11 protein-coding genes are annotated in these 14,924 nt (G+C 28.7%); 6 read left to right on the forward strand and 5 right to left on the reverse strand.

Annotated elements, in window-relative coordinates:
• Positions 1-136: 136 nt before the first annotated feature.
• Both P161_RS0114915 and uvrA read right to left on the reverse strand, forming a co-directional pair.
• Positions 137-1,228, reverse strand: coding sequence for a hypothetical protein (locus P161_RS0114915; protein ID WP_026777718.1), 1,092 nt, complete (start codon positions 1,226-1,228; stop codon positions 137-139).
• A 458-nt stretch (positions 1,229-1,686) separates the two neighbouring features.
• A complete protein-coding gene (gene uvrA, locus P161_RS0114920) occupies positions 1,687-4,473 on the reverse strand; it encodes an excinuclease ABC subunit UvrA (RefSeq protein WP_026777719.1) in 2,787 nt (928 codons plus the stop codon).
• Between the two features lie 215 nt (positions 4,474-4,688).
• Between uvrA and P161_RS0114925 the strand changes: the two genes are divergently transcribed.
• Both P161_RS0114925 and P161_RS0114935 read left to right on the forward strand, forming a co-directional pair.
• Positions 4,689-5,276, forward strand: coding sequence for an RNA polymerase sigma factor (locus P161_RS0114925; RefSeq protein ID WP_026777720.1), 588 nt, complete (start codon positions 4,689-4,691; stop codon positions 5,274-5,276).
• A 610-nt stretch (positions 5,277-5,886) separates the two neighbouring features.
• Positions 5,887-6,510, forward strand: coding sequence for an SDR family oxidoreductase (locus P161_RS0114935; protein WP_026777721.1), 624 nt, complete (start codon positions 5,887-5,889; stop codon positions 6,508-6,510).
• Positions 6,511-6,770: 260 nt separating this feature from the next.
• On the opposite strand, the gene nth is transcribed toward P161_RS0114935, so the two are convergent.
• Positions 6,771-7,427, reverse strand: a complete 657-nt coding sequence (gene nth / locus P161_RS0114940) for an endonuclease III (protein WP_026777722.1) — start codon at positions 7,425-7,427, stop codon at positions 6,771-6,773.
• A gap of 116 nt (positions 7,428-7,543) precedes the next feature.
• Here nth and bcp point away from each other — a divergent pair, with 116 nt between their 5' ends.
• The 4 genes from bcp (at position 7,544) to P161_RS0114960 (ending at position 12,406) form a co-directional block, all read left to right on the forward strand.
• Complete coding sequence (bcp, locus tag P161_RS0114945; RefSeq protein ID WP_026777723.1) at positions 7,544-7,996, forward strand: thioredoxin-dependent thiol peroxidase; 453 nt, start codon at positions 7,544-7,546, stop codon at positions 7,994-7,996.
• Positions 7,997-8,258: 262 nt separating this feature from the next.
• Entirely contained in the window at positions 8,259-10,700 is a 2,442-nt protein-coding gene (locus P161_RS0114950) for a M1 family metallopeptidase (protein ID WP_026777724.1), read from the forward strand.
• Positions 10,701-10,787: 87 nt separating this feature from the next.
• Positions 10,788-11,576: a membrane protein gene (locus tag P161_RS0114955; RefSeq protein WP_026777725.1), complete on the forward strand. Its 789-nt coding sequence runs from the start codon at positions 10,788-10,790 to the stop codon at positions 11,574-11,576.
• 53 nt (positions 11,577-11,629) lie between these two features.
• Positions 11,630-12,406 (forward strand): zinc-dependent peptidase, encoded by a 777-nt coding sequence (locus P161_RS0114960; RefSeq protein WP_026777726.1) that lies wholly within the window; start codon positions 11,630-11,632, stop codon positions 12,404-12,406.
• A 25-nt stretch (positions 12,407-12,431) separates the two neighbouring features.
• Here P161_RS0114960 and P161_RS18730 read toward each other — a convergent pair whose 3' ends face one another.
• Both P161_RS18730 and P161_RS19810 read right to left on the reverse strand, forming a co-directional pair.
• A complete protein-coding gene (locus P161_RS18730) occupies positions 12,432-14,075 on the reverse strand; it encodes an AAA family ATPase (RefSeq protein WP_197026373.1) in 1,644 nt (547 codons plus the stop codon).
• 15 nt (positions 14,076-14,090) lie between these two features.
• Positions 14,091-14,711 carry a hypothetical protein gene (locus P161_RS19810; RefSeq protein ID WP_051605767.1) on the reverse strand — a complete coding sequence of 207 codons (621 nt, stop codon included), beginning with the start codon at positions 14,709-14,711 and terminating at the stop codon, positions 14,091-14,093.
• Between the last annotated feature and the right edge of the window lie 213 nt (positions 14,712-14,924).

The raw sequence follows: 14,924 nt of genomic DNA on the forward strand, positions 1-14,924 counted from the left end.
TTGGATTCCTTTTTTAAAAGGAATGACAAATTTAGAGGAACTTCAAGGTAAAACCTTGAATAACTCTTTAGAATAAAAACGTCATGTTACACAATTTTGTACCATGACGTTTTGTAAAACTACTTTCCCTTTTCAATTATTTCATTGCATATAAACGCTTGTTATTGGTATCTGGAGTAATATATTCCAATTCTCCATAAGGTTTAATCAAGGGCTTTAAAACCACTAAACCTGTTGTTTTTCCTTTAATAATTAAGGTGCTATTTTTAAGCTGATAAGACCATCTAAATTTTTCAATTGGAATGTTTACTTGTTCCACTTCAAAATATAAAACTTCTTGTTGTTTTATAAAACTCATCAATTCCTCTTGGTTTTCAAAAGTTGGAATTTCATTATCAGAATTATGATAATCCAACTCAAATTTTAAAGGAATTGTAAACTGTTTTGTATACGCTTCACCCACAAATCTCTCCTCATCATTATATAAAACATCCAACCAATCTATATCTTTTTCTTCTGGATATTTTGCAGCAATTTCTTTAGATAAATCTACTTTTCCTGGAGAATATGCTGTTGGATAAAACACATAATGTGGTTTTGCTAAATAATGTTGGGTAAAATCGCCATTAAAAATTGAATAATAAGGAGAAGCAATTACGTTTGGCATTTCGTCTGAACAAAAAGCATCTTTAAAAGTGTTCATTAATTCTTTATTTTCGCCCAAACCATTTGCGTGAAAAATAATTTTTGAGTTCGCATTTACACTTTCTCGTAAAATAGGCAAGGCTCCTTTTGTAATATTTTTACGTAAGGTTTCTGCTGTAATTTTTTCGCCTTTAATAACAGTTTCTAAACTCAAACCTTTAAAAGGATTGCTATTATTTACAATATGAATTTCTCCATAAGGATTTTTAGATTCGTTGCTGTTTAACCAGTTGATAATTTCTTCTAATGAATATTGATCTTCTACAATTTGGAATTGCTTTTCCTCAAAATAAGCTCTTGCATTGTTATAATAGGTTTCAGTTCCTTTATCATAACCTGTTATAAATACCAAAGGTTTTCTGGCAACAACTTCTTCTTTTACAGTATAATCTATTGTGTTTTCTAAGGATGCAATAGTTGGTCTATTTTTTTTAGTTGCTGATGATTTGTCACAATTAATAAATAAACTTGTTGATAAAAAAAGTGCAAATACAAAGATTGAGATTTTAAATAAAGTTTTCATAATTTAAGTTTTTAGAGTTATACACTGTAAAAGTAATTATGAATTGTAGGTAAATTTTGGCTGTTTTAGAATTCGTGAAGTGTGAATTAGAATTCGTGATTTTCTTTTTAAATTGATGAGAATTTGTAAGTTGTTTTGTAAGAAAAGTTTGAAGTTTTTGAAGTTAGGATTTCAGATCTCACAGGTTTTGAAAACCTGACAAGTCTTTTTTACAAGTTTTTTGTAATTATATTTTATTGTTGGCTTTAGCCAAATTTTTAAGAGTTTTAGTATTTAGGCAATTTAAATATTCAGAAACATAAATCGAAAATTAATTAGCAGCCAAAGAAGTTTAGCCCAGATTGAAACCTTTCGACTTCGCTCAAGATAAATGCCAAGCTGGAAACAGCAACAAAAAATAGTTAGAAATTTAAAAAAACCTACAAGGTTAGAAAAACCTTGTAGGTTGTATATTGATATTATATTTTCTCAGCTAAATATTTAGCAGTATAAGATTCTTTATTATTTATTAATTCTTCTGGAGTTCCTTGAAAAATAAGGTTTCCACCATTTTTACCACCTTCTAAACCTAAATCGATAATATAATCTGCACATTTAATGAGTTCAATATTATGCTCAATTACGATGATAGAATGTCCTTTTTTGATTAATTCATTAAAAGACTTTAATAGTTTTTTAATATCGTGAAAATGCAAACCAGTTGTAGGTTCATCAAAAATAAATAAGGCTTTGTCTTTTGTGGTTCCTTTTACTAAAAACGATGCAAGTTTTATACGTTGCGCTTCTCCACCAGAAAGCGTGGAAGAGGATTGCCCTAAAGTAACATACCCCAAACCAACATCTTGCAAAGGTTTTAGTTTTTTAGCAATTTTTGTAACTAAATTTTCAGAGAAAAAAGCAACAGCATCATCAATGGTTAAATTTAAAATATCATCAATTGATTTTCCATCAAACTTAACTTCTAAAACTTCTTTTTTAAAGCGTTTTCCATTACAAACATCGCATTCCAAATGCACATCTGCCATAAATTGCATTTCAATGGTAACTTCACCTTCACCTTTACAGGTTTCACAGCGTCCACCTTCTACATTAAAAGAAAAATGTTTGGGTTTGTAGTTTCTTACTTTTGATAATTTCTCATTCGAATATAAAGCTCTAATATCATCATAAGCTTTAATATACGTTACAGGATTTGAACGTGAAGAACGCCCAATAGGATTTTGATCTATAAATTCTACGTGTTTTATATTTTCAAAATTGCCTTTAATTTCTGTATGTTGTCCAATTTTATCTCCATAACCATTTAGCTTTTTTTGCATGGATGGATATAAAATCTTCTTTATCAACGTACTTTTTCCTGAACCAGAAACACCAGTAATAACCGTTAAACAATCTAATGGAAATGTAACATCTACATTTTGTAAATTGTGTTCTCTTGCTCCAAGAATTTGAATGTTATTTTTTGAAGTTCTACGTTTTGTAGGTACTTCAATCTTTAATTCTTCATTTAAATATTTTGCAGTTAAAGATGCTGACTTTAAGATTTCCTCAAAATTACCTTCAGCTACTACATTTCCTCCAAAAGTCCCTGCTTCTGGGCCAATATCGATAATGTAATCTGCCTCTTTCATGATATCTTCATCATGTTCTACCACAATTACAGTATTGCCTAAATCACGCAAATCTTTTAAAACACCAATTAAACGTTCTGTATCTTTTGGATGCAAACCAATACTGGGTTCATCTAAAATGTACATAGAACCCACTAACGAACTTCCTAAAGAAGTTGCCAAATTTATACGTTGACTTTCTCCTCCAGACAATGTGTTGGAGGTTCTGTTGATGGTTAAATAATTCAAACCAACATCCGTTAAAAATTTTAAACGATTGTTAATTTCCATCATTAAACGTTTTGCTATTTTCTCATCATATTTATCTAATTTGATGTTTTTAAAGAAAACAGCCAATTCGTCTAAAGGCAAGGAAACTAAGTCAGAAATCGTTTTTTCATTGATTTTTACATAATTGGTTTCTTGGCGTAAACGTTTGCCATGACAAGTGGTACATTTTGTTTTGCCTCGATAACGAGATAACATAACACGATTCTGAATTTTGTAACTTTTCTCCTCTAAAGCTGCAAAAAAGTGATGAATTCCATTGAAAGACTTATTGCCATTCCAGACCAATTCTTTCTGTTTGTCTGTAAGTTGAAACCAAGGTTTATGAATAGGAATATCAAAATTATAAGCAACTGCAATTAAATCTTCTTTATAATGAACATAAGAAGGAGTTCTGAAAGGAAAAATGGCATCATCAAAAATGGATAAACCTGTATTTGGTATTACTAAATCTTCATCAATCCCAATAACATTTCCATAACCCTCACAAGTTGGGCAAGCTCCATAAGGATTGTTAAAACTGAACAAGTGTGTGTTCGGTTCTAAAAAACTCATGCCATCTAAATCAAATTTATTACTGAATTCAGTAACCTTATTGTCTGCCAAATTTTCTATAAAACAAATTCCTTTTCCTTCAAAAAAAGCAGTCTGTATGGCATCTGCTAATCTGTTGTAAAAATCTTCATCGTTTTTCGTTACAATTCTATCAACAACTAAATATAAAGGTTCGTTTTTAAACTCTTTCTGCGGAAAATCTGCAATTCTATACACAGTATTATTCCATTTTAAACGAGCATAACCTTGTTGTTCTAAAACTTGTAAAACAGTTTTTAGTTCTCTGTTTTCATCAATAGTAACAGGAGCAAATAATAAAAGTTTTGTTTTCTCATCGAATTTCTGAACAAATTTTACAACGTCAGAAACTGTATCTTTTTTTACTTCATTTCCAGAAATAGGAGAGTAGGTCTTCCCAATTCTGGCATATAATAATTTTATATAATCGTAAATTTCTGTGGATGTACCAACAGTAGATCTTGGATTTGTAGAATTTACTTTTTGCTCAATAGCTATTGCAGGTGCAATTCCTTTAATATAATCTACTTTTGGTTTGTCTAATTTCCCTAAAAACTGACGAGCATAAGAAGATAAACTCTCCACATAACGTCTTTGCCCTTCAGCATACAAGGTATCAAAAGCCAGCGAAGATTTACCAGAACCAGAAAGTCCTGTAATTACTACGAGTTTATTTCTAGGAATTACAACATCAATATTTTTTAAATTGTGCAGTTTTGCACCTTTAATAATAATGTTTTCTTTAGGGTTTATTGTGGAAATATCAGGCTTCATCTATCTAAAATATAAGCTGTAAAAATACTACTATTTTAAAGGATTGAAAAAAAAGTTTATGCTTCAATTTGTTAAAAAAGTTTGTGTAATTAAAAATTAACAGTATATTTGACCACTTAATAATCACTAAATTAGACGCATATAGCTTAAAACTACTTTTACATTATTCATAAAATAATAAAAAAAAGAACCACTTGTTCTTTTAAAAAGTAGTTATGGTGAGAAAATACAAAATTTCAGATAGTACTTTAGTAAGCGAATACATTCAAGGTAAGGAAGCTTCTTTAAGTATTTTAATTAACAGACATCAACAAAGATTATTCAGCTTTATATATAGTAAAGTAAAGGATAGAGATATTACAGAAGATGTTTTTCAAGACACTTTTATAAAAGTTATTAAAACCTTAAAAAAGGGCAATTATAACGAAGAAGGTAAGTTTTTGCCTTGGGTAATGAGAATTGCTCATAATTTGGTCATTGATCATTTTAGAAAAACGAAAAGAATGCCTAAATTTAATAATACAGATGATTTTAATATTTTTTCTGTTTTAGGTGATGATAATTTAAATGCTGAAAAACAATTAATCCAAGAACAAATATTTTCTGATGTTAGAGAACTTGTAAATGAATTACCAGACGAACAAAAAGAAGTTTTGGTAATGCGTATGTATAAAGATATGAGTTTTAAGGAAATTAGCGAAAACACTGGGGTTAGCATTAATACTGCTTTAGGTAGAATGCGTTATGCATTGATAAATATGCGTAAATTAATAGATAAACATAAAATTATTTTGGTGAATTAACAATAAAGTAAAATATGCGTCGTTAATAGTTTATAACCAACAAATTAAACAACCTATATGATGCAAATTTACTCAAGAAAGCCATCTGAATTTCAGATGCAACCCAAAAAAGAAACAGTTCAATTTTTGATTGATTTTTCCAAATCGCTAACTATTGTAAAAACCAAATCAAAAAATTTCATTGAATTGAATTTGAATTAAGAGCGGGAAAAGCTTCAACAAATGTTGAAGCTTTTTTTTTAGCCCCTTTAATTCCCCAAAGGGGAAAACTCTTGTGTAACAATCTTGCTTTATTTTTTTATGATTTATATGCTAAAGAATTTAAAAGTATAATCTTCTCTTCTTGTGTGAGCTCTTTTTAGAAAGGCAAATTGTGTGAAATTTGTTTTTGAAAATTTAAATTTGTTTTGTGTAGTTTTTGAAATTCGTGTCTAACCCAGTTTCCATAAGGATTTTAAAAGTCTGTAAAATTTGTTTTAAAAAAAACTACTTTCTCTGTGAATCTCTGTTAAAAACTCTGCGAAACTCTGTGTCAAAAATTTTTCCAAATGCGTCATTAAAAAAATCAAAAGAATTAATAGCAACCTAACTTTCTTCCGAAATTGCAATCATGGAAAATATATTAGTAGCAGGTGCAAATGGTACCACAGGAAAAAAAATAATAACACTTTTAGAATCATCACAATATTTTACGCCAATTGCAATGGTCCGTAAAAAAGAACAACAAGAACAATTTGAAAAAAGAAATATAAAAACAGTTTTAGCTGATTTAGAAGAAGATGTTTCGCAAACAACCAAAAATATTGATAAAGTAATTTTTGCAGCAGGTTCTGGAGGGAAAAAAGTAAAGGAAGTAGATGAAAATGGTGCTAAAAAATTAATTGAGGCTTCTAAAAACGCAAAGGTTAAAAAGTTTGTGATGTTAAGTTCAATGGGAGCAGATAAACCAGAAGAAGCTGAAGATTTACAAGAATATTTGCAAGCAAAACACAATGCAGATATGTATTTAAGAGACAGTAAATTGCCATTTTCTATTGTTAGACCAGGATCTTTAACAGATAATCAAGGAAAAGGAAAAATAGAACTTTCTGAAAAACTACATAAAAGAGGAGAAATTAGTAGAGATGATGTTGCTCAAACTTTAGTGAGAGTTTTACATGATTCCGCTTTTGTAAATGAAACTTTTGAAATTATCAAAGGAGATACTTTAATTGGGAAAGCGATTCCAAATTAAGAGCCCCTTTTAATTTCCCCAAAGGGGAAAACACTCTTGCTTTTAAAAAAAAATCTCTTAAAATTTCCACAGAAATTTTAAGAGATTTTTTATGTGTATAATAATATGTGTTTTTTAGAAATAACTATTTTCTCTGTGAATCTCAGCGAAAAAACTCTGAGAATCTCTGTGTCAAATTTACTCACAATCATCAGTGAAAATCAGTGAAAATCAGTGAAATCTGTGTCAAAAGCTTTTTGTGAAATTAGTGCAATTCGAGTCTACTTTTTACCTTTATAATAATCACTCAAAACAGTTCTTCTACCAATAGTTTTTGTAATAATATCTTTCTCTAAATCCCAACCTCTTGCAGGCGAATAATCGCGTCCATACCAAATAATTTGTAAATGTAAATCGTTCCAAAGTTCTTTTGGGAATAATCGTTTTGCATCTTTTTCGGTTTGTGTTACGTTTTTTCCGTTTGTTAAATTCCATCTGTATAATAATCGATGAATATGTGTATCCACAGGAAAAGCAGGCACACCAAAAGCCTGGCTCATTACCACACTCGCTGTTTTATGACCAACAGCTGGCAATTCTTCTAAACCTTCAAAAGAATTTGGAACTTCGCCATTATATTTTTCGATGAGTATTTTAGACAAACCATAAATTCCTTTACTTTTCATGGGTGATAATCCACAAGGACGAATAATTTCTTTAATTTCTTCCACAGATAGTTGAACCATATCAAAAGGATTATCTGCTTTTGCAAACAACAAAGGTGTAATTTTATTAACACGAACATCTGTACATTGTGCAGATAATAAAACAGCAATTAAAAGTGTATAAGGATCTTTATGATCTAAAGGAATAGGAATTTCTGGGTATAACTCTTCTAAGGTGTCAATTACAAATTGAACTTTTTCTTGTTTGGTCATGCTTATAATGCTAGGCTCTAGATTTAAAAATTCAAAGTTATTAATATCTTGTTAAACAATTTCTCAAATACTAAAATATTATACATGCTTTGTATCTTTGTTAAAAACTAACAATTATGACATCATTAAAAATAGGAGATAAGGCTCCACAATTTGAAGCAAAAGATAATGCAGGAAATACTGTAAAATTATCAGATTATGCTGGTAAAAAATTAGTATTATTCTTTTATCCAAAAGCAAGTACCCCTGGTTGCACAAAAGAGGCTTGTAATTTGAGTGATAATTACCAAACATTTGTGTCTAAAGGATATGATGTTTTGGGTGTAAGTGCAGATTCAGCGAAAAGACAACAAAATTTTATTGATAAATATGATTTTCCTTTTCCACTTTTAGCAGATGAAGACAAAGCAGTAATTGAGGCTTTTAATGTTTGGGGACCAAAGAAATTTATGGGTAAAGAATATGATGGAATCCACAGAACTACTTTTATCATCGATGAAAAAGGAATTATTGAAAATGTAATTACGAAAGTGAAAACAAAAGAACATGCTGCTCAGATTTTAGAGTAACATTTAAAGATAAATCAAATTCACATAAAAGCTCTTTATTTATTCTTAAGAGCTTTTTTTTGTTATATTTAAAAGTAAAAAAAATTAATGAAAACTATATTCATTAAATACTATTTACGATACTTTTTGCTAATAGCATTTTAAATAAGATTATGAAAAGCTATACATCTTTTTATTTTGGTATACTTTTTGAATTTAACTGCTCGTTAACAGCTTCTATCATCATATTTATTATTTTTGAAGCTTTTAGAACATGATATTTATGAAGTTTCAGAAAATTATAATGCTATTATTTGTCTTGATTGCAAATAGTATTTTTTCACAAATAATAACTACTTATAAACCAGAAAGAGAAAAAATGCACGATTTGGTGCATACAAAGTTAAAAGTCGATTTTAATTTTGAGAATAAAACCATGAATGGAGAAGCTTGGATTACAGCAAAACCTCATTTTTATAAAACTGATAAAATTACGTTGGATGCAAATTCCATGATTATCAAAGAGATTTCTTTAAACAGTAAAAAACTCCCTTTTAATTATAATGACTTCGATTTAACAATAGATTTACCAAAAACATATCAAAAAGACGAAGAATTTACCATTTACATCCACTATACTGCAAGACCAGAAAAGGCAAAAGATAGAATTACCCAAAATATTACCGATAAAAAAGGATTGTATTTCATCAATGCAGATGGAATTGACAAAAATAAACCGACTCAAATTTGGACACAAGGTGAAACTGAAGCAAACTCAATTTGGTTTCCTACAATTGATACTCCAAACCAAAAAATGTCACAAGAAATTTATATTACAGTTCCTAATAAATACAAAACACTTTCCAATGGAACTTTAGTAAACCAAACTAATGCTGGAGCAAATAGAACCGATTATTGGAAATTCGATCAAAAACATGCACCTTATTTAGCATTTATGGCAGTTGGTGAGTTTGAAATTATCAAAGATTCGTACAAAAACATTCCTGTAAATTATTATGTTGAAAAAGAATTTGCTCCTTATGCAAAAGACATTTTTGGATTCACACCAGAAATGTTAGGCTTTTTTTCAGATAAGTTAGGAGTGGAATATCCTTGGGAAGCTTACAACCAGATTGTGGTAAGAGATTACGTTTCTGGTGCTATGGAAAACACAACAGCAGTTGTGCATGGAGAACAGGCGTATCAAAAACCAGGACAGTTAATTGATGAAAATGTGCAAGAAAATACGATTGCTCACGAAATTATGCATCATTGGTTTGGTAATTTAGTAACGTCAGAAAGTTGGAGCAATCTTACCTTAAATGAATCTTTTGCCAATTATGGCGAATATTTATGGCAAGAATATAAGTACGGAAAAGTTGCCAAGGAAATGCATTATTTTGAGCAATTAGAAGCGTATAAAAATGGACAAAATGATGCCAAAAGTTTAGTTCGTTATCAATATGATGATCCTGAGGAATTGTTTGATTTAGTAAGCTATAATAAAGGTGGCGCAATTCTACATAATTTAAGAACCTATTTAGGAGATGAGGCATTTTTCCTAGGTTTAAAGCAATATTTAACTAAATATAAGTATCAAGATGCAGAAGTTTCGCAATTACGTTTGGTATTTGAAGAATTAACAGGGAAGGACCTAAACTGGTTTTTTAATCAGTGGTATTTTGGTGCAAATCATCCAAATATAGAAATCTCTTATGATTATAATACGTTACAAAAAACGGTGACTGTAAATATTATTCAAATGCAAGGAGAAACGTTTCAATTCCCTTTTGCTATTGATATTTTTGAAGGAACTAAAAGAACAAGACACAACGTTTTTGTAGCAGGGAATGATGCTTCTTTTACGTTTCCATATAACAAACAACCTAATTTAATTCAGGTAAATGCAGACAATGTATTAATTTGTAAAATCTATGAAAATAAGATTTTAAGTGAATATATTTTTCAACTTAAAAATGCAGATAATTATGCTCATAGAAGAGAAGCGTTGTTGGAAGTTGTTAAAAAACAAGAAGATAAAGACGCTTTTAATGCAGTTGTAAATGCTTTAAATGATGAATCGTATAAAATTAGACAGTTAGCCTTGCAAAATATCGATTTAATTAATAAGAACGCAAAAAAAGATGCCATTGCTAAAATAATGAATATGGCCAATAACGACCCTAAAACCATTGTGCAAGCAGAAGCTTTAAACACGTTAGGAAAGTTAACAGATTCTGAATTAAAACCAGTATTTGCAAAAGCATTAGAAAGTAAATCGTATTCGGTTTTGGGCAAAGCATTGGTTTCTATGTATTATATTGATAAGCCTACAGCCATCAAAAAATCAAAAGAATTGCCAGATGAAGTTCGTAAAATTTTAGCAACACCTTTAACACGAATTTTTATCGAAGAAAATGATGAAACCGAATTGCCTTTCATAGCAAAAACGGTGGTTTCTGGTATGTTTTTAACCAATGATGATGCTACCAAAGAGTTGTATCAAAAAGCATTTAAACAAATTTCTGAAAGTAATAATACAGAAGCTATTCAAAATACTGTAGATGATATGGTTGTAAAAGGAATTGAGTTTAAAGGGTTCAATTTTGATAAAGTAGTCATTAATTTAATGCGAAAAATGATTGACGATCAAAAGAAAGCCAATAAACCCAACAGAGAACGAAATATAGAAATTATTAAAACTGCTATGGCTAGGTTGTTGTAAAATTTAGTTTTTATTTATTAAAAGTTTATGGATTTTAATTCTATTATTGAATTGAAATCGATTAATTTTATCCCATAAAAATATATTATGAAAAAAATTTTCTTACTTCTTTTAGTGTTTGCTAGTTTAACAACATCTTCTCAAGATTTATTTAGAGAAACGATTAATGGTAAAATAATCGTTGAAGGCAATGATGTGGAAGGTATTGTTATTTTTAACGCTACAACAAATCTTGGAACTGTTTCTAATGCAAAAGGAGAATTCGAAATTAAAGTGGCTTTAAATGATTTGATTGAAGTGAAAGCTTTAGAGTATAAGAATTTTGATCTTAGAATAAACGAATATATTTTAGAATCGAAAAGATTAAGTCTTTTTTTAATTGAAGAAGTCAATAAATTAGACGAGATTATTATTGTTGCCGATAACAGAATGACTGGAAATTTGAATGCTGATATCAACATTGCATCAAAATTTATTCAGAAAAAAGATGTAATGTATTTTAGCATCAAACCTAGTGCAATTGATACTCGAATCAATGAAAAACCAGATGATGTAATCACATATGAAAATAGGTTGGTAGATGGTTTAAATATTGTAAATGTTGTTGATCAATTATTAATTCCGCTTTTTAGGGCAGAAGTAAAAGACAAAAAAGCAGCTGGAATTCCAGAAGTTCCTGCAGAATACGTTAAATATTATTTAGGTTCTAGTTTTTTAGTTGATAATTTTAACATTCCAGAACACAGAGTAGAAGAGTTTATCAGATATGTAGAAGATGATACCTTTGATTTTAACTTACTAAATTATGGGAATGAAATTAAGTTTTTAGAGTTGCTTAACGAGAAAAGTAAAACGTTTTTAGCCGAAAAAAAATAAGCAAGTTTTTAAACTTCCTTTTCTAAAAATCTAAAGGTTTTCCAAAAAATAAAATGAGTTATCTACTTGCAATTGTTATTTTGTTAATCATTTTGTTTGTGGGTTTAAAACCCAAGAAAACACCCAAAACATTTCCTTTAAAAAGTATTATAGTTCCTGAACATTGGCACCAAAGATTACTACAAAACGTATTGTTTTATAAAAAGTTAACCAAAGAAGAACAAACCCTTTTTAAAGCTAAAATGGTTCGGTTTTTAGAAGCTACAACTATTGAAGCAATTCACTTTGAGCTGGAAGAATTAGACAAAATCTTAATTGCAGCAAGTGCCGTAATTCCTGTATTTCGTTTCCCAAATTGGAACTATTGCAATTTAACAAACGTTTTAATTTATCCTGATTATTTTGATGAAGATTTGCAATTCAACAGTAAAACAAAAGGCAGAAATATTGCAGGTTTGGTGGGTACAGGAAGATTTGAAAACCACATGATTTTGTCTCGAAAAGCTTTGCATCATGGTTTTAGCAACAAAACTGACAAAGGCAACACAGGCATTCACGAATTTATTCATTTGTTAGACAAGGCAGATGGTGTTATTGATGGAATTCCAAATGCTTTGTTAGACAAGCAATATACAATTCCGTATTTGCAATTGGTACATAAAAAAATGGAAGAAATCAATAAAGATAAATCCGACATCAGAAATTATGGAGGCACTTCTCAAACTGAGTTTTTAGCAGTAGCTGGAGAATACTTTTTTGAAAGACCTAAATTGCTAAAAAGAAAACATCCAGAATTGTATGAGATGTTGGAGAGTTGTTTTGTGAGGTGAAATTATATAAAATTAATTATGTGCTTTACTTGCATATTTTCTTACAATATTCAACCTGTCCAACATATTTTGTTTCAATATGCTTTATTAATGTTTCACATATTTCAATATAATCGTCTTCATTAATGGGTGCTTGTTCTGTTCTCCAACCTCCATGAGATAAATCATTAATTAATGTATATGATTTAGTGTCATCTTTAATATTTTCCTTGATATATTTAGAAATACTATCTCCTGTGACATCAATCTTTTCAAATTTTGTTAATGTTTCAATTATATGTCTAATTGAATTTGCAGTTGTGTGTGTTGGAATTCCATTTTTTCTACAGATTTCATAAATATCCATCAGATGATTTATGTAGGGAACAGTTAAATTATTGTTGAAATCTATAAGTTCCCCTTTTTTAAGAAGTAATTTTTTATCAATAATATTATTTGAAACTAATACACGCATAAAATCATTATTATGCGTTAAAACAAGGAATCTTTCACGTTTTAATTTATCTATAATTTTTGATATATCTCTTATGACACCACATAAAGTATAAACGTGTGAAAAATCCATACTTGAAATTGGGTCATCAATTACAAAAAATAATTTTTGATAGTCATCTTCGATTTCAACTTTTAAGTGAGTGTCTCCAATAAAATATGCGAATGCAACAATGTTTTTTTCTCCTTCACTTAGTATGTTTTTTGCTTGGTCTTTTTCAAGCGTATTTTTGTCAAATATCAATCTGAAATTTTCATCGTCTAAAGTATACTTTTCTGCAAAAAAGTAATTAAGAACTGTTTTTATAGTTGCAGATACTTTTTCTTTTTTGCTGATTTTTTGTTGCTCTCTTTTTTTCTTTATTTCATTGTACAAAGATTTCCATTGAGCTCTTAATTTTATAACACTTTCAATACTGCTCTTGTGTTCATCAATCAAATGATTATAAGTACACTTAATTATCTCTTTTCTGGTGGATTTGTTTTCATCTCCAATTTTGTCTTTTTTCTTATTGATAGTTTCAATTTCTTCATTGTTTGAAGATAAAATTCCATTAAATAGTGTTTCTGAGTCATGTAAACTCTGGATTTGTAAATCAGTTAAATCAATGGATTTATTTATATTTTTAATTTTATCTTGAACAATTTTTATTAAAAACCCAATTTGTTCTTTTATAAGCTCAATATCTAAACCTTTTAGCTCAATATCTTCACTTGAAGGAATATATTTAGTTTTGTATATATTAAAATCATTTATTCTTTTAGTGTTTTGAATTTCAATGTTCGTAATTGCAATTAAATATTTATCAAGAGTGGTTTCGTAATCTTTAAATAGCTTTATAGTATTTGCCTCAACATCATTTAGATAAGCTGTATAATTGTCTATTAAATTTAAAGCATCTTTTTCTAAATTTTGTTCGCAGAATGGACAATTTTTTTCTGCAGAATCGATTAACCCAATACCTGTTTCAACAAAGAGTTGTTTTCTTTTTATTTTATCTTTAAATTCTTTTGCTAAAGAACTCAAACTATATTCTTTAAAACAATTTTCTTTAATTTCATTTATTAAGTTTAAATCTAATTTTAATAGTTCAATTTGTTTAATATCGTCTAAATTTTCAGGAACAGATTTAATTTTGTTGTAATCTTGAATTAGTTCTTCAAATGTTTTTGAGATATTATATTTATCTTTCTATATTCCATTAAAGATGTTTTGAAATTCTAATATTTTGTAATCGCCTAATCTCCTAATATTTTGAATATTACTGACGTTTTCCTTGATATATTTTTCTGCCTCAATTTTTATTTGTTGATTTAAATCAATACCTTCTTTTTCTATTTTTGATAATTTTTCTTCATCTTCTTTCAAGTCAATGTTTATCTTCCCAAGAATAAACCCTTCAATTTCGCTATCTTTTTCATAACTCAGTGCACTTATGTTTTCTTCAACATAATCTTGATTAAATGTATGATAAGTGTATTTAGTTTTAGGAATATTTGGAATAACTCCTTTTTGTAATTCCATTTTGAAATCTTCTTGCGTAATTCCATTCTTGTCAATTACCGAAAAGGAAAAATTGCTATTGGATTTTCCAATTGTAATTAATTTATCAGTTGGACTAATTTCATTTTGAAGTACTAATTCATTTTTGTTTTCTGTTAGTCTAAATAAACGACTGATAAAAGTTTTTCCACTTCCGTTATTTGCAAAAACACCAATTTTGAGAGAATTTGAAGAAATTAATCTTGTTAGGTTTTTAATTGGTGCAATATTCTGAAATTGAATATTTGTTTTTATTTTTTCTTCTGCCATTGATTTATAACGTATTTTTAATGTAGTATACAAAAAATTAATATGTGTAGCGTTCTAAAAACTGCTTTAAGTTTAGAACAAGTTTGTGATATTCTTATTTAGCTAATTTCGTCTTTTAATCAATAAAATCAACAGGAAAAACACCCTAACTTACTGAAACTTATCCACAAAAAGTTATTCTTCAAAAACCAAATACATTTTTCATCACTTTTC

Source organism: Polaribacter sp. Hel_I_88 (assembly GCF_000687935.1).
Taxonomy (GTDB): Bacteria; Bacteroidota; Bacteroidia; order Flavobacteriales; family Flavobacteriaceae; genus Polaribacter.

What these genes read in the sequence shown, in the direction of transcription:
- bcp (WP_026777723.1), top strand. Translation starts at nt 7,544, where the DNA reads ATGACATCATTAAAAATAGGAGATAAGGCTCCACAATTTGAAGCAAAA.
- P161_RS0114925 (WP_026777720.1), top strand. Translation starts at nt 4,689, where the DNA reads ATGGTGAGAAAATACAAAATTTCAGATAGTACTTTAGTAAGCGAATAC.
- P161_RS0114955 (WP_026777725.1), top strand. Translation starts at nt 10,788, where the DNA reads ATGAAAAAAATTTTCTTACTTCTTTTAGTGTTTGCTAGTTTAACAACA.
- uvrA (WP_026777719.1), bottom strand. Translation starts at nt 4,473, where the DNA reads ATGAAGCCTGATATTTCCACAATAAACCCTAAAGAAAACATTATTATT.
- P161_RS0114950 (WP_026777724.1), top strand. Translation starts at nt 8,259, where the DNA reads ATGAAGTTTCAGAAAATTATAATGCTATTATTTGTCTTGATTGCAAAT.
- P161_RS0114935 (WP_026777721.1), top strand. Translation starts at nt 5,887, where the DNA reads ATGGAAAATATATTAGTAGCAGGTGCAAATGGTACCACAGGAAAAAAA.
- P161_RS0114915 (WP_026777718.1), bottom strand. Translation starts at nt 1,228, where the DNA reads ATGAAAACTTTATTTAAAATCTCAATCTTTGTATTTGCACTTTTTTTA.
- P161_RS19810 (WP_051605767.1), bottom strand. Translation starts at nt 14,711, where the DNA reads ATGGCAGAAGAAAAAATAAAAACAAATATTCAATTTCAGAATATTGCA.
- nth (WP_026777722.1), bottom strand. Translation starts at nt 7,427, where the DNA reads ATGACCAAACAAGAAAAAGTTCAATTTGTAATTGACACCTTAGAAGAG.
- P161_RS0114960 (WP_026777726.1), top strand. Translation starts at nt 11,630, where the DNA reads ATGAGTTATCTACTTGCAATTGTTATTTTGTTAATCATTTTGTTTGTG.